Raw genomic sequence first — 15,196 nt, forward strand, 5'->3', positions numbered from 1 at the left:
GATGTTTAGCCAAAGAAATCAAGCAACATTAACCAATCCTAAAAGCACCCTATCCATCTCCCCATAAACACTTTCCGATAACACCGCTTGTACAGGTAATACCCAAATGTTATCAAAAATTGTATGGTCTGGGTGCGTATTAGCAAGCTCACGCAATTTAACCGCGTCTTTACTGGTTGTGATGATTGGCAAATCGGTCAAATCCACCAAATCATCAAGGCTAAAATCATGATGATCGCCAAAGGATCTCTCCACCACATCAAAGCCCAAATCAGTCAGCGTTTTAAAAAAGCGGGCAGGATAGCCAATACCGCTTACCGCATAGACCTTTTGGGGTGGTAAAGTTTTATCATTTACCGATTTGTCATTTCCCAAAATTGGCATGGGATTGTTTGGGGCTAAGTGCATTAAAAGGGCATTATTATCATATTTCTCGGCTCGGCTATCATGATAAATTACGGTTGCACCATTTAGGCGGTCAAGCGGTTCACGCAAAAAGCCTTGTGGGAATAACTTCTCATTACCAAACCCACGCACACCGTCCACAACTATCCATTCTACATCTCGGTGTAGGGCGTAGTGTTGCAGTCCATCATCACTGATGATGAGTTGTAGGTTTGGGTAATTTTCAAGCAAAATCTCAATCGCCCCACCACGATTTGCCCCCACCGCCATTGGCACGTTTGTACTTTGGACGATAAGGCACGGCTCATCGCCGACTTCTTTGGGGGTACTACCTTCACGAACCAACGCAGGGCGACTGTCCACCCGCCCATAGCCCCGACTTATCACGCCCACGTTTACGCCTTTGCCTTGTAAATATTTGACAAGGGCGATGATAAGTGGCGTTTTTCCACTACCGCCCACCGTAATGTTGCCCACCACCATCACAGGAATGGGGGCGTGGTATTTGGCAAGTTTATCATTATCATACAAGGACTTACGCACACGCCCCACCACGCCATACAGAGCGGACAACGGGGCGAGCGTGGCAAGCATAGGGGAGTTGTCCTGCCATGCCTTTGTGATGAGAAGTTCTAGGTTTTTCATGCCTTACCCTGCTCGCTTTGCTCATCAAAGGTGCGTTCGTACATGGTGCAATACATACCGCCTTTGGCAAACAGCTCGTCATGCGTGCCGATTTCCACGATTTGCCCTTTATCCATGACGATGATACGGTCGGCGTTTTGAATGGTAGATAAACGATGAGCGATGACAAGCGTGGTACGACCGTGCATGACGGACTCCAACGCCTTTTGGATATAATACTCGCTTTCGTTGTCTAGGGCAGATGTGGCTTCGTCCAATATCAAAATTGGCGCATCTTTTAATAACGCCCGTGCGATAGACAGCCGTTGGCGTTGTCCGCCTGACAGCTGCAAACCGTCCGAACCGATAAAGCTGTCATAGCCATTTGGCAAATCCATAATAAAATCATGAGCATAAGCCGATTTGCTTGCTTGTATGATGTCATCACGGGATTTGGCGGATAATGCCCCATAAGCGATGTTATGAGCGACCGTATCCAAAAACAGCGTCACCTGCTGATTGACCATGGCAATCTGTTCACGCAAAGATGACAATTTAATCTCATCAATGGGCGTGCCGTCTATCAATATCTGCCCTGATGTCGGCGTGAGTGAACGAGTAAGTAAGTTCACCAGCGTGGTCTTGCCTGAGCCTGACCGCCCAACCACCGCCACAGTCTCGCCTGCCTTAATGTCAAGGTTAAAGCCCTTTATCGCCTGCGTGCCGCTTTCATAGGTTAGACTCACATTCTCAAATCGAATATCGCCACGCAGCGCCGGGGTCAGCACGCCTATGTCACGCTCCTCTGGCATGTCAATCAGCTCAAAAATAGACACACCTGCGGCAATGCCTCTTTGTAGCTTTTGATTGACATCAGTCAGTGCCTTAACAGGGCGAGCAAGCAAACCTGCCGCCACCAAATAAGAGGCGAACTCCCCTGCGCTGGTATCGCCAAGCACCTCTGGGCGCAGCGACAACCAAATCACAAAACACATCCCTGTCGCCATCAGCAGCTGAATGACGGGCGAGTTAATGGCGGCAAGCACGGTGATTTTTAGCCCTTTATTTAGGTTCTCTTTTGACGCCTTGTCAAATCGTTGCGATTCATAGACTTGTCCGCCATAGTTCTTCACCACTTGATAGCCCGTGATCGCCTCGTTAGTGATGTGACTGACCGCACTCATGGTGTCTTGAATGTCCATGGACAGCATGGCAAATCGCTTCGATACTTTTTTAATGATCCAAAAAATCGGCGGTACAATAATCATCAACACCAAAGTCAATCGCCAATTGGTATAAAACAAAAACCCAAACAACGCAATGACAGTCAAGCCATCTTTCAATAATGTCGTGATGGATTCGGTGGTCGCTGCCGTCACCTGCTCCACGTCAAAGATCAGCTTCGATGAAATCGTACCAGCAGGGTTATTCAAATAAAATTCAGAAGGCAGTTTTAATAGCTTATTAAACACCTCCACGCGCAGCAGATATACCAAGCTACGCGCCATCAATGCTGCATAATAACCCCCCAAGAATGCACCAACACCACGCAAAAAGAACAGTAAAATCACCAAAAACGGGAACCAAAATTTGCGCACATTGTCGTTATTATTGATCGCTTCGATGATGTACTCAAGCAGCTTGGCACTCGCAACCTCGCCGCCTGCACTGATGGCAAAGCCAATCATCACCAAGATGAACGCCCACCAGTAAGGCTTAAGATACGACATCAGTCGTTTAAATACGGCAAATTTATCGGCGCGTTCAAAGACTTGCTTGCAATTAGAAGTTGCTTGAGTTGTGTGCATGATGGTCGTTTTTATGAATGTATTTGATGGATTTTGTTAATTTTAACAAAAAATAAAGGGGATTCGCCAAACTTCCTTGTTTGGCTTTTGTGATTTTTAGTTTAGTCCGAATTGTGATAACAGCCCTTGCAGCTCGTCATCATCATGGAAGAATATCTCAACACTACCTTTGCCGTCTTTACCTTGTTTTAGCTTGACGGTAGCACCTAATAGGTCGGACAGTTTTTGATTCATGGCTTTAATCTCATGACTGTCGGAGTTGATTTTTTTGGCAGGTTCGGGATTTAGGATGGATTTTACCAGCTTTTCGGCATCACGAACGGTCATCTTGCCGTCGATAATTTTTTTGGCGATGATGGGTTGTTGCTTGTCCGATAAGGACAGTAGCGTACGCGCGTGCCCCATGTCCAATAACCCTTCGGTCATGTAGCCCTTGACAGTATCATGTAGGTTATTTAGGCGTAATAGGTTGGAGACGGTGGCGCGCGCTTTACCTACCACATCAGCGATCATCGCATGGCTCATGCCAAATTCGGTGTGGAATCTTTGGAGGGCGGCCGCCTGCTCAAGTACATTCAAATCCTCACGCTGAATATTCTCAATCAGCGCCAACGCGATGGCGATCTCATCTGACAGAACACGCTCAATGGCAGGAATCTCGGTCAGCCCTGCGATCTTAGCTGCGCGCCAACGACGTTCGCCCGCGATGATCTCGTGTGTGACGGCGTCGCTCGTCTTATCTTCATTAGACAACAGCGGACGGATGACGATCGGCTGCATCACGCCATGCTGGCGGATCGAATTGGCAAGCTCATTGAGCGCCTCTTCGTTCATGTCGCGACGTGGTTGATATTTGCCTGACTGTAGACGATCTGGGTGAATTTGTACGAGCGTGATTTGCTCGCCATCATTATCGTCCTGAGCGGGCTTGTCTTTTGATTTTTTATTGGGCTTTTTCTTGGTGATACCGACAGATTTGATGTCTTGCTCATCATCCAATAAGCTAAAATCCGCCTTGGTATCTACAGGCGCAGCCGTCTCTTCAGCTGCCATCAAGGCGCCAGCATCTGTGGCAATTCGCCTTTCTTTTTTTATGTTGCCCATCAGCGCATCTAAGCCACGCTTATCGCCAAGTCCACGTTTTTTCATGATGTTTCCCAAATCAAACCAAGAACCGCCCGCCATGAGTCAGTATATATAAAAGTCAAACGCCCTATTTTAGCATAATTTGCCCGATATTGTCAGTTACCAATCGAACTGCGCACGCACTTTTGCCTTAAACAACTCAGGCTTCTCTGCCTGATCGATGACTTCATTCATTAAGGCATGATAAGCGATTGCACCTTTGGATGATTTTTCATAACCAAAAATCGACTGGCCAAAGCTCGGTGCTTCAGCCAGACGTACGCTGCGCGGAATGACAGTCTTGTACAATAATTCACCAAAATACCCTTCAAGTTCGGCAGACACGTCTTGTGCTAGAGTGTTGCGTCCATCGAACATCGTACGCACCACACCGCGCACATGCAGGTCAGGATTGATATCTTTTAGGCGCTTGATGGTATCGATCAGATCAACCACACCCTCTAGTGCATAGTATTCGCATTGCATCGGGATGATGACATTCTTAGCGACGGCAAACGCATTCACAGTCAGCATGCTTAGGCTGGGTGCGCAGTCCATGATGACATAATCGTAGCCGAATTTTCCGCTCTTTTTAGCGGCTTTGATGGCTTTTTTTAATAAAAATGGTGCATCTTCCACATCTGCCAAAGACACGTCAATCCCTGCCAAATCTCGGTTAGCACCAACCATGTCAAACCCTGCAGGCGCGTCTTTTTGAATGACTTTATGGATTTTTGTGTTATCAAGCAGCACATCGACGATGCTTTTGTCCAGATCATTCTTATCCAGTCCCGTGCCCGTTGTGGCGTTACCTTGTGAATCTAGATCAATGAGCAGTACCCTTTTTTTGCCGATGGTGGATAAAGCCGCCGCAAGGTTCACCGCAGTCGTTGTCTTGCCCACACCGCCTTTTTGGTTGGCGATTGCGATAATTTCCATAAAATACCTTTTAAATCAATATATTAACTATTATTTGGCTATCAAATACACCACACACCGCTCATCGCTCATTTGTGGCACAAAAATGGGCTTCACATCAATTTGCCAATCTGCCAAATTTACCACATCATCGCTTGTTGGAGCTTTGCCTTTCATGGCATATAACACGCCGTCCGCCTTTAAATAGGGCTTGGCAAGATTGACAAAATCATCAAGACTGGCAAACGCCCGAGACGTAATGACATCAAACACCCCATCAAAATCCTCAATGCGACTTGCCACAGGATTGACGTTGGCAAGCCCCAATTCGCCCACCATTTGACGGATAAATCGCACCTTTTTGCCATTGCTATCTAAGGCGGTAACGTGCCAATCAGGTCTCATAATGGCGATAATCACAGAAGGCAAACCTGCCCCTGTGCCAATGTCAAGCACGCTTACGCCTGATTTATCAGCAAACGGTAAATCCGCCACGATTGCCAAACAGTCTAGAATATGCTTAATAAACGCCTCTTTTGGGGCGGTAATGGCAGTGAGATTATACGCCTTTGTCCAAAGCAAAAGATTATCCAAATAGCCGAGCAGTTGCTTTATTTGCACTTCACTAAATGTTAAATTTAGCTTATCAGAAACTCGCTCTAATTCATGAGCAAATTCGTCGGCATGGGCGGATATTTTATGATAAGTCATTGTTATAAAGTCAAGTTAATTTCAAATCCCCTATTTTATCACGTTTTAATCTGTTAAAATATCCCTTTTTCATATTTTAATAACAACAATGACCGACCAATTCGCCCCTTACCGCCTGCCCCACACCGCCCTAAAACGCTACACCGACATCCACACCCTACCGCCCGACAGCACGCACGCACGCCCTGCACTGCATAACTTTGGGCAACGCCGAGCCGTCAATGCCATACAGACCGCCCTTGACATCAAGGCAAACGGCTACCACGTCTTTGCCGTGGGCGAAAACGGGCTTGGTAAACGCACGCTCATCACGCGTCTGCTTGCCGAGCGTGCCAAACACGAGCCGACCCCGCCCGACTTGGTCTATGTGCATAATTTTGACGCACCCCGCCACCCCATTGCACTTACCCTGCCAAGCGGTCAAGGGGCGATTTTTGCCAAGGACATGCACAAACTTTGGCATGACCTGTATAAAAAAATCATCGCCAAATTTAATAGCATCAGCTACCAAAACAGCATTACCACCATTAAGCAATCCGCTCAAAAACAAGAAAGAAATTTGCTTGATGAAATCAATGCCACCGCCAAAAGTCATAATTTGACCTTATTACATTCTGCCGACCAAAAAGCGGTATTTACCCCCATTGATGACAAAAAACCCATTAACAACACCGCCCTTGATAAACTACAAAAAAAACTCACCAAAATAAATATAGAATTGGATAATTTAGATGATGAAGTCAATCAAAAAATAGACGAACTTCACGAAACACTTTTGATTAAAATCATCAAGCCATTATTTGCCCCAATTTTAAAAAAATATGTTACAAAATCTGATAAAAAAATCAGCCAATATTTAACCGACTATCAAAAAGATATTATAGAAAATATCCTATTTATCGTAGAGTATGATGAAGACTTTATGGTAAAAACGGCAAATATCCCCAATCGCTATTATGTCAATGTGGCGGTAAGCCATACGCCAAATAGCGGTTCGCCCATTGTCTTTGAAGATATGCCGACCCACCCCAATCTGTTGGGGCATATTGAATACATCACTCAGCTTGGCACGATTTTAACGGACGCAAGCATGATACGGGCAGGGGCATTGCATAAAGCCAATGGCGGATATTTATTATTAGAAGCGTCATCGCTATTAGAGCACCCCTATGCGTGGCAAGGGTTAAAGCGAGCCTTACAATCAAAATCGCTAAGCATATCAAGCCTAGAACAAATGCTAACCCTAACAGGCTCAGTATCTTTATCGCCTGACAGCACGCCATTATCGGTAAAAGTGATATTATTGGGCGAGCCTGATTTATATTATGAATTATTAGAATTTGAACCTGAATTTAATAACCTATTTAAAATCCGAGCCGATTTTAATGACACCTTACCACGCAATCACGACAGCGAATTATTTATCACCCATAAAATCGCTGACATGATAAAAAAACAAGCATTGCCCACATTTGATAATACTGCCTTTGGGGCGATATTGGACGAATTGTCCGTCTATGCTGATGATAAAGACAAATTGGATTTGCACAGCGACAGATTATTACAACTTGTGGTAGAATCAGCAAGGCAGTTTTATTTAAATCATTCTTATGACATTGATAATAAAAACAATGATAAAAATATTGCCAAAACTGTTAATAAAACCCACGTCCAAAATGCCTTAGATGACATTAAAGAACGTAAAGGCTATTTAAAAGAATTATATTGGCAAGAGATTCAAAACGGACAACAGCTTATCAATACCACAGGAAAAGTAGTCGGGCAAATCAACGCCTTGACCGTGATTGCCTATGCCGACAGCGAATTTGGCTTGCCTGCTCGCTTGACCGCACTCATCGCTCCTAAGTTTGGCACGGGCGAAATCTTAGACATAGAGCGAGACGTGGAGCTTGGCGGAAGTCTGCACGCCAAGGGAATGCTGATTATGACGAGCTTTTTACGCTCATTATTTAGCCAATTTGCCGAGCTTAATTTCTCAGCAAGCCTTGCCTTTGAGCAAAGTTACGCCCACATTGACGGCGACAGTGCCACCCTTGCCGAATGTGCCGTGCTACTGTCCGCCCTTGCAAATGTGCCGATAAATCAATCACTTGCAATCACAGGCTCCATGAATCAGCTTGGGGACGCTCAGGCGATTGGCGGTGTGAACGAAAAAATCATTGGCTTTTTTGACGCTTGTGCTGAGCGTGGGCTTAACGGCGAGCAAGGCGTGATTATCCCAAAAACCAACATCGGACAGCTCATGCTCCCTGATAATGTCGTGGAGGCGGTAGAGCGTGGCGAGTTTCATGTTTATGCGGTGAGTAGCATTTATGAAGCGTTGTTTATTTTGACCGATATGCCGATTCATGATAAAAATAAAAAAGGCGATTATAAAAAGCATACGTTGTTTGGCAAAATCGTAAGACGGCTTATACAATGGGAAGATGATGATAATGAAGCCAAGAAATGAATAATAAAATAAAAGAATATAAAAGCATGATGTTTTGGCGAAATGTCTATGTATATAGCCCATTTATTGTCATGCCAACCGTTGTTTATTTTATTCAAAGCGGTTTTGCAATCATGGTTATTTTGTGGCTAGTCGAAAGGCGAGAATATTGATAAATTAAATCATCAATGATGAAATGAAAAATACCCTCTTGCAAAAGTAACAAGTTTAGATATTTAAAACACCAACTACATTTATCTAAGGTGGTTTTTTTATTTATAAGAGAAAGGTGTGATTTATGATGCGCTGATGTATGTTAAGGATGAACTCAAATACCAACAATAATACCAACAAAATCATGGATAGCAATAGATTATGACGGACTGCCAAAGACAAAAAAGGGCTTAAAGCCTAGAAAAATCAAGGGCTGTCGTACGATGACGGACAGCCCTTGATTGTTTAATGGTCGGAGTGGCGGGATTCGAACTCGCGACCCCTTGCACCCCATGCAAGTGCGCTACCAAGCTGCGCTACACCCCGAATAGGATTGCCATTTTATCAAATTTCTGAGATTTTGCAAGTGTTTTTACATGGCTTATGGCGCAAACTTATTCGCCTGACGATCAATAAAAGACGCGCTTCTATCATTAAATGGTTTTATTTTTGTTATTACATGCAAAATCCTTTATAATTAGCCATTTTCTCGCAGCAGCTTAGGCTGGCTGATGGCAGAACTTTTAGGCTATTTTCAAAACTGGGTGGAAATATCCACCCAAATAATATTAGGTTTAATTTTGTTAAATCAAATATTAGGTTGATTATGCGCAAGCTTCAAGCGCTATTTTTGCAGCGGTTGGTTGAATCATCTAACCTCATCTTGAGTTGTCACCCATCCAATGTAACAATATTAAAACACACTCAAAAGCAAGAACTGAATGCGTTTTAGCACACGGCGGATTTTATTTGCAGTAATGCTTTGAGGTTGTATGACTAAACAATATCAGTTTGTTAGCCCGAATTCCCACATGTGCATTTTACCAACCCCAGTACTACTACTTTGATTCTTTTGCATAAAATCATACACAATAGCAACATCTTTTTGATTTTTGGACTTAGCATTAATTGCAAACCAAATCATACCAAGTGTTTGAGGTTTACTACCCATTGGGAATAGCACTATAGTTATGTCATCATCCAAGGGATCGATTTTTTCTTAATATGTTCATAGGTTTGTATTGGATCGTCTGAAGGAATCGGATGGATTCGTTGCTCTATTTTTTCCATTGAAGCTAGAAGCGTGAAATTTACGTCTACACTTCGCTTTTCCCAGCCAATATTAAATGGAGGTACGCCTATTATGAAATATTTATCGTGCTCATTTTCCACTTCATCAGAATTTAAAAACCCAGCAAGCCGGAAAGCTTCATACCCCAGGCTAACAAAATAAGCTTTGCTACCTAGCTTCTTGGGCTCAAAGTATTGTAGGTAATCCATACCGGCACCATTTCCAGAAAGGGCATAATTATACGCCCCTTTTAAATGAGGAAATTTTGAAAAAGCATTGGATGAATTGCAATATTTTTGAGGTTCTATATAGCAAACAGTAAACTTCAAAAGGTTTTTAAATAACCCATCTAATAAATGTGTAAGATCTGGCACATCAAAAGTGGTTATATCAACAAGAATATTTTGATTTTGAAACTCAGATAATTTTTCTGCAAAAGCACTGATGTGAACTTTTTGCCCCTCCATCGAAATAAGGACATTGTCTGATTGGTAGGTGCATCCAATTTCAACAACTTTAGGTTTTTTAATAAGAGTAGTGTCACCCATCATGCATTTCCAGAATTTTGTCCGATCATCGGTATCAATGTTCTGTCCAGAGAATACGACATCAAAATTCTTAACCCAAGGATGCTCTTTGCTTGGTTGGTATATGAAGTAGTTAATACACTCAATCATACTCATTAAAAATATCTCCTTGAATCTTCTTTTTATTTGAATTCTTAAACTTAAGTTTAAGTTCTTCAAATTGATTGCTATCTCCATTGCATATAATATTCAAATCATGCACCTCCAAAGTAATTTTGTGCATCTTTCTATAGCTTATTCCAAAAGCGGGGCTGTACATGGGTTTAATTGATAATCTAGATACGTTTCCTTAAACTGTTTTTTTCTTTGGTATTGGGATGATCGATGAGTACGTTCCAGCACAATGCCTGATTAAGCAGACGCTCCAAACCACCTTCAAACGCATTACTATCTAGCGAAAAATGGTTAATTTCAGGCTCTGACAGCCTATCCTGATGCAAGATGTAAAAAATCTCCGCCAGTCTTACAGTCAAGACATTCAAAGCCTGCCCCAGAGGAGCGTACGAACCAATATCTTTTACAAGCTTCTGACTTACAGCTTTTGCGGCATCATGCATACGGGTAGGTGGTATGCTATTCATGTTGGCAATATCAATGAAGCCGTCATGTATTGCATTGACTGAATCAAAGTACAATGCCAAAGATTGATAACATAATTCCAAAAAATGGCGTATATTGTCTGCGCTTAAATATATAAACCTATCAAATCCAGAGTATATAGGTATATTGTTATACATTGAATCCAAATTCAGTTTAAATATTCCCGCATGCAAATAATGATCAATTTTTTCATTGAAGGATTTAAGTTCTGGGTCGGTCAGCTTGTTATTTAAACAACGGGTTAAAATATCAGGATCAAATGTTTTATGTTTTGATATTGCAGCAAGAGCAACAATCAAAACAGCATCCTCCTTTAGAAGCTTTATTGATTCTTCATTGAGGTGTTCTATATATTTTTGGTTTTTTATAGCTCTATCAACAAACTTGGGGTTTTGTTTTACATACTCAGAGACTAGATGTTTTGCAGAGTACTCCCTAAATATACCACTTGCAAAACTTAGACAGCATTCATCAGGAGTTTTTTGATAGTTGTCTGGATCCATGGTTGCAAGCAGTACTTTAGCAAAAAAAGACGCTTTTCAGATCTAGCTAAATTATTTATAATTTTGTCAAGATTGATTTCTTCATAATCATGGTTCTTTTGCAGCTGCTCGCCCTGACTACCATCAAATAATTCCTCACCAGGTTCACTAACTTCGTTTGAAACCTGAGCATGTGCTTTATATGCAACATTCCAAGATAGTAGGTCATGTGAATGTTTGCACAGCCCATTAATGAATGATTGTTGTCCAGCGCTTAGATTTTCAAACTCATCAATAAAAACCTTAAAACATATATATTTTTTAATATATTTGGTGGATATACAAAAAAAGGTTCTCCCTGCAATGCTTGAGAATAGAGCCTCGATTTCTGAATGTCTAAATTATTTTTTAAATCTTCCAAGGCACATCCTTTTTCAGAAAAAGTATTTTGGAGCAATTGTAATATTTTGCTATCAGATAGAAACCTGTCTATAGAAAGACCTTGATGCTCGCAAGCATTAATCATGAAAGAAATCAGCTCTTGTGTCACTTCAAGTGTCACCATGGATGAAAATAGATTTCCAGCAATTTTTCCATCCAACTTTCTGGATATGGAGCGATAAAATGTAGTATCAGGCTTCCAATAGAAAATCACACTTTCAAGAGAATTAACATCTGTAGCGATTTTTTTATTTAGCTGCATCCAGTGGGAGAAATACTTTAAATATATTGTTTTCCCTGAGCCTCTACCCCCACCAAAGCCACTGATTGTTTTTTGCAAGAGATTAATTTGTTGCCCAAATGGTGGGCGAACAAATTTTTTTGCAAGTCTTTCGTGTGTATCATTTTCAGTTCGTTTGGCTGAAAGATTGGTTAATACTTGCTGCACTTCTATCATTTTTCAAATTCCTTTTCGGCGAATGAATGGTGGTATCATCACATGAACATAATTTTGACTTAAAAAGGAAGTTGTATTTATCAAGTATGCACTTCTCCTTATCACGCAGTTTGTTTCTTAGTTCTGTATCTCTTAATAATGACTCATAATCAGCCATACAACATTCTCCCATTGCAAGGTATCTTGTTTTCAAATATCCATACTACTGCTTACTATATCATAAACAGCCAACAAGAGCAGTTTGTTGCTAGCTGCAGATAAATTTTGAATATAATCAACTGTATGACCCTTTAGCATTTCTGGATCGATATCGCAGTTATTTAATGCAAATTTGCATAATATGCTAAAGTTTTTAGATCTAATCTTTGCCTTATTATTTAGAATTTTGCTTATTTGAGATTGGTCTATGCCTGCGCTTTTTACAATTCTCCTGGTTTTTTAGGCGACATTCCCAAGAATACAACCTTGTTCTTGAGCAACCCGCCTTTTCATCGAGCAAAAAGTGGATATACTTTTAGTTTTTTTGAAAATATTGGAATCTATCATCAATTGGATATTGCCTTTTTAGATAAAGCGATCTCCCTGTCTTGCCAAACTTCATCTTTGCTATTTATTGTTTCAGCTCCTTTTATTAGTTTTTCTAGCTTTAAGCAGCATAGAAAAAAATTTCTTCAGAAATTTAATGAAGTCAGTGTTATTGCTCTGCCTGATAATATATACACTGGCGCCGAAGTTGATTCTTATGCGATTATCGCCAAAAATACAGACAAAAAAATATTCTCACTGTAGCCTACTAAGCATGGGGGTAGATGGAGGGATTCAAGATGCACCAGTGGTGAATGAAGAAGAGGCGTGTGAAAGCTTATGCTTCAATTTTCACACCAAAAAGAAAATCTTATTATCAAAAGTTGGTAAAAATCATGTCACAATTGCTAAAATTATCAAGGAGATACGACGTGGTAGTAAAACTAAAAAACAATTTAGTGAACTAAATATTGATGCGGTACACATCACAGATTTAATTGACAAAGATCTTGTGTTAAAGCAAAGACAATATCATCATACCCCTCATGCGTTCAATTTTGCGAAAGAGGGAGATATCTTAATCCCTAGGGTTGGCAAGAGATCTATAATGCGCGAATCTTTGGTTGCATCCGGTGCAGATTACTATACTGACTCGATATTTAAATTAACCGCCTCCACAGAAAATGAAACCGAAATCCTATGGGGTGCAATATCAAGTGATTTTGGAAAGGAATGGAGGGGTATTTATTCACAAGGGAAATGTGCGAAATATTTAACATGTGAAGCCTTAATGTCGATGCCCCTTTTGAATTAATTCCATAAAATACCCAGTTTCAAATCACCCTCAAAATCACTTGCTTTTGAGGGTGATTTGATGTCAACCTGCTTTTAAAACCCCACCCCCAAACTCATCCCACCAACCCAATCTTGATCACCAAAGTATTTAGGCTGTCTGATAGGATGTCCTGCAAAGAAGTCGTAGTTTAGGCGTAGTGGCTTAATTTGTCCTTTGATGCCGATTGCACCACCGACCAGAGTATGCCCAAGCAGCAGGTTGTCTTGTTCTTTGTTTTGCATGGCGATACTGCCAGCATCTAGAGCCAGATATAAACTGTGATTTGACTGCTTGATGGGAAAGCTGACATCTTGGCGCAGGATTGCTCCGATGTCACCTGACAGTGTCCGCTCACCATCAAAGCCACGCACGCTATATCGCCCACCAATGCTCATTCGCTCACTGGGGACTAGAGCTTCTTGGGTGTATTGGGCTTTTAGATTTGCCTGATAGCCTGCTTGGTAGTTATCATTAATTTTGATGGGCGTGGCAAAGTTGAGATTAAGTTTATAAATCGGTGTGCGTGCCGTGCCTTCGTTAAACAGACTCTCAGGTGGTGTCAAGGCATTAAATGCCCCTGTACCTCGTTGTATGCTGACATCTGTATTTAGCTGACTTTGCCCCAAGCGTATATCATGACGAATGCCTGCCGTCCAACCTGAGATTTTGCGGCGTTGTACATCGATTTGGGTATCATCAATATGGCTTTTTTGTGATTTGGTAAAGCTGCCCAAATTAAGCCATGTTTTGCTCTTGGCATCTCGATGTACCAAGTGGCTGGCGTTTAGACTGATGTTATCCGAATCACCACTGTAGAGATAATCTTGATTTACCCCTGCCACGGTTTGATGATAGGTGTAATGACTGGCATTGGCATGAAAGACGGTATTTTTAATCGGTAATACATAGCCTAGTCCATAGTTTTTACTGCCGCCTTTGTCGGTCTTATTGGTATATTCGTTTTTATTGATGCGATTGCCCAAATCACGGCTGTAGGTTAAGTAAAGTAAGTCATTATGCCAAGTGGGGTTATCAAAGCTTAGGGTAGCACTGCCTTGGTATTTACCTGTGGTTTTTGAGCCTGAATCATCAAGGCTAAAACTGCCTCGCACTTTTTTGGATGCAGCGTATTTGATGAGTACATCACTTGCTCCCACCTTACCAGTCTCACTTGGCATGATGGCAAAGGTAGCATCAGAGCTTGGCACTCGTTTTAGGTTTTCAAGGGCGGTTTCAAGCTGTCTGATGTTTAGCACATCGTAAGCTTTAAAAGGCAAAGCGGTCTTAAAATTGGCGGGCAGTCCTGTAGGGTCTGTATAAACTGTATAAATAGGTTTGGGGCTACTTAAAGTATCCGCCTTAATCTGTCCGATGATGCCTGGTACGAGGGTTAAGACCAGCTGTCCGCCAGATAAGTTTTGATCACCGATAAAGACTCTGGTGGTGGCAAAGCCACGCTCAATGAGGTGGTTTTGTACATCACGGACAATGCGATGAATGTCATTGATGTTGAGACATTGACCCAATACACTACGCTTGCCATGGGTTAAGGGTGTGAGAGCAAAAGAAAATTGTCTTAGGTCTGTTTTATCTTTGACATCCAGTGGTGCATAAGCAATTTGGTTGATGGTAAAACAAGGCAAATCATCGTGGCTGTCTTGACTGTTAGTATGAATAGAATCCATCTTGGCAACAGGTTCAAAGGCAGCTACATCAACTTGCACGCTAGGGCTTGTCATCAATGATTGATTAAGCACAGCCTGTCTTTGCTCATTAAGCAAGATTTGCTGATGGGTAATCTGTTCAGGGGTATTGGCATAAGCTGAACAGCATAAGGTCAAAGAGACGGCCAATGCCAGTCGTTTTGGTAAGGATAGTGTATGGTAAGATGAGTGGTTGATGTGAGTCATGGGTTTGGGGTTTTTGGGGTTGTGGGTTGTG

General features: G+C 41.9%; 13 protein-coding genes and 1 tRNA gene. 3 read left to right on the forward strand and 11 right to left on the reverse strand.

All coding sequences use genetic code 11. The annotated features are described in order from the left end of the window. Positions 1-18 precede the first annotated feature (18 nt). The 5 genes from lpxK to rsmG all read right to left on the reverse strand — a co-directional run bounded on the left by lpxK (position 19) and on the right by rsmG (position 5,597). Positions 19-1,050, reverse strand: a complete 1,032-nt coding sequence (gene lpxK / locus DYD54_RS06515) for a tetraacyldisaccharide 4'-kinase (RefSeq protein WP_063514236.1) — start codon at positions 1,048-1,050, stop codon at positions 19-21. After that, positions 1,047-2,837, reverse strand: a complete 1,791-nt coding sequence (msbA, locus tag DYD54_RS06520) for a lipid A export permease/ATP-binding protein MsbA (RefSeq protein ID WP_063514237.1) — start codon at positions 2,835-2,837, stop codon at positions 1,047-1,049. The genes lpxK and msbA overlap by 4 nt, the downstream gene beginning before the upstream one ends. Positions 2,838-2,933: 96 nt before the next feature. Then, complete coding sequence (locus tag DYD54_RS06525; protein WP_046697529.1) at positions 2,934-3,989, reverse strand: ParB/RepB/Spo0J family partition protein; 1,056 nt, start codon at positions 3,987-3,989, stop codon at positions 2,934-2,936. 93 nt (positions 3,990-4,082) lie between these two features. Continuing rightward, positions 4,083-4,901, reverse strand: a complete 819-nt coding sequence (locus DYD54_RS06530; protein ID WP_063514238.1) for a ParA family protein — start codon at positions 4,899-4,901, stop codon at positions 4,083-4,085. A gap of 30 nt (positions 4,902-4,931) precedes the next feature. Next, complete coding sequence (gene rsmG, locus DYD54_RS06535) at positions 4,932-5,597, reverse strand: 16S rRNA (guanine(527)-N(7))-methyltransferase RsmG (RefSeq protein ID WP_063514239.1); 666 nt, start codon at positions 5,595-5,597, stop codon at positions 4,932-4,934. 82 nt (positions 5,598-5,679) lie between these two features. Between rsmG and DYD54_RS06540 the strand changes: the two genes are divergently transcribed. Then, complete coding sequence (locus DYD54_RS06540; RefSeq protein WP_063514240.1) at positions 5,680-8,064, forward strand: Lon protease family protein; 2,385 nt, start codon at positions 5,680-5,682, stop codon at positions 8,062-8,064. Positions 8,065-8,506: 442 nt separating this feature from the next. Here the strand turns inward: DYD54_RS06540 and DYD54_RS06545 are convergent. From DYD54_RS06545 to DYD54_RS06560, 5 genes are all read right to left on the reverse strand, one after another. Next, a tRNA-Pro gene (locus DYD54_RS06545) sits at positions 8,507-8,583 on the reverse strand. A 642-nt stretch (positions 8,584-9,225) separates the two neighbouring features. Continuing rightward, a complete protein-coding gene (locus DYD54_RS06550; RefSeq protein WP_063514241.1) occupies positions 9,226-10,011 on the reverse strand; it encodes a hypothetical protein in 786 nt (261 codons plus the stop codon). A 179-nt stretch (positions 10,012-10,190) separates the two neighbouring features. Beyond that, positions 10,191-11,018 (reverse strand): ORC-CDC6 family AAA ATPase, encoded by an 828-nt coding sequence (locus tag DYD54_RS06555; protein ID WP_063514242.1) that lies wholly within the window; start codon positions 11,016-11,018, stop codon positions 10,191-10,193. Further along, positions 10,973-11,383 (reverse strand): ORC-CDC6 family AAA ATPase, encoded by a 411-nt coding sequence (locus DYD54_RS11970; RefSeq protein ID WP_440589634.1) that lies wholly within the window; start codon positions 11,381-11,383, stop codon positions 10,973-10,975. The genes DYD54_RS06555 and DYD54_RS11970 overlap by 46 nt, the downstream gene beginning before the upstream one ends. Continuing rightward, complete coding sequence (locus DYD54_RS06560) at positions 11,272-11,895, reverse strand: ORC-CDC6 family AAA ATPase (RefSeq protein ID WP_063514243.1); 624 nt, start codon at positions 11,893-11,895, stop codon at positions 11,272-11,274. The genes DYD54_RS11970 and DYD54_RS06560 overlap by 112 nt, the downstream gene beginning before the upstream one ends. A gap of 471 nt (positions 11,896-12,366) precedes the next feature. Here DYD54_RS06560 and DYD54_RS06565 point away from each other — a divergent pair, with 471 nt between their 5' ends. Both DYD54_RS06565 and DYD54_RS06570 read left to right on the forward strand, forming a co-directional pair. Further along, positions 12,367-12,684, forward strand: coding sequence for a DNA methyltransferase family protein (locus DYD54_RS06565; RefSeq protein WP_063514244.1), 318 nt, complete (start codon positions 12,367-12,369; stop codon positions 12,682-12,684). Positions 12,685-12,694: 10 nt separating this feature from the next. Next, positions 12,695-13,234: a hypothetical protein gene (locus tag DYD54_RS06570; protein WP_063514245.1), complete on the forward strand. Its 540-nt coding sequence runs from the start codon at positions 12,695-12,697 to the stop codon at positions 13,232-13,234. Between the two features lie 74 nt (positions 13,235-13,308). Here DYD54_RS06570 and DYD54_RS06575 read toward each other — a convergent pair whose 3' ends face one another. Then, positions 13,309-15,165, reverse strand: coding sequence for a ShlB/FhaC/HecB family hemolysin secretion/activation protein (locus DYD54_RS06575; RefSeq protein WP_063513977.1), 1,857 nt, complete (start codon positions 15,163-15,165; stop codon positions 13,309-13,311). Between the last annotated feature and the right edge of the window lie 31 nt (positions 15,166-15,196).

Origin of the sequence: Moraxella ovis (assembly GCF_900453105.1) — a bacterium.
GTDB classification, from domain to species: domain Bacteria; phylum Pseudomonadota; class Gammaproteobacteria; order Pseudomonadales; family Moraxellaceae; genus Moraxella; species Moraxella ovis.

What these genes read in the sequence shown, in the direction of transcription:
- lpxK (WP_063514236.1), bottom strand. Translation starts at nt 1,050, where the DNA reads ATGAAAAACCTAGAACTTCTCATCACAAAGGCATGGCAGGACAACTCC.
- msbA (WP_063514237.1), bottom strand. Translation starts at nt 2,837, where the DNA reads ATGCACACAACTCAAGCAACTTCTAATTGCAAGCAAGTCTTTGAACGC.
- DYD54_RS06530 (WP_063514238.1), bottom strand. Translation starts at nt 4,901, where the DNA reads ATGGAAATTATCGCAATCGCCAACCAAAAAGGCGGTGTGGGCAAGACA.
- DYD54_RS06540 (WP_063514240.1), top strand. Translation starts at nt 5,680, where the DNA reads ATGACCGACCAATTCGCCCCTTACCGCCTGCCCCACACCGCCCTAAAA.
- DYD54_RS06550 (WP_063514241.1), bottom strand. Translation starts at nt 10,011, where the DNA reads ATGAGTATGATTGAGTGTATTAACTACTTCATATACCAACCAAGCAAA.
- DYD54_RS06555 (WP_063514242.1), bottom strand. Translation starts at nt 11,018, where the DNA reads ATGGATCCAGACAACTATCAAAAAACTCCTGATGAATGCTGTCTAAGT.
- DYD54_RS06560 (WP_063514243.1), bottom strand. Translation starts at nt 11,895, where the DNA reads ATGATAGAAGTGCAGCAAGTATTAACCAATCTTTCAGCCAAACGAACT.
- DYD54_RS06570 (WP_063514245.1), top strand. Translation starts at nt 12,695, where the DNA reads ATGGGGGTAGATGGAGGGATTCAAGATGCACCAGTGGTGAATGAAGAA.
- DYD54_RS06575 (WP_063513977.1), bottom strand. Translation starts at nt 15,165, where the DNA reads ATGACTCACATCAACCACTCATCTTACCATACACTATCCTTACCAAAA.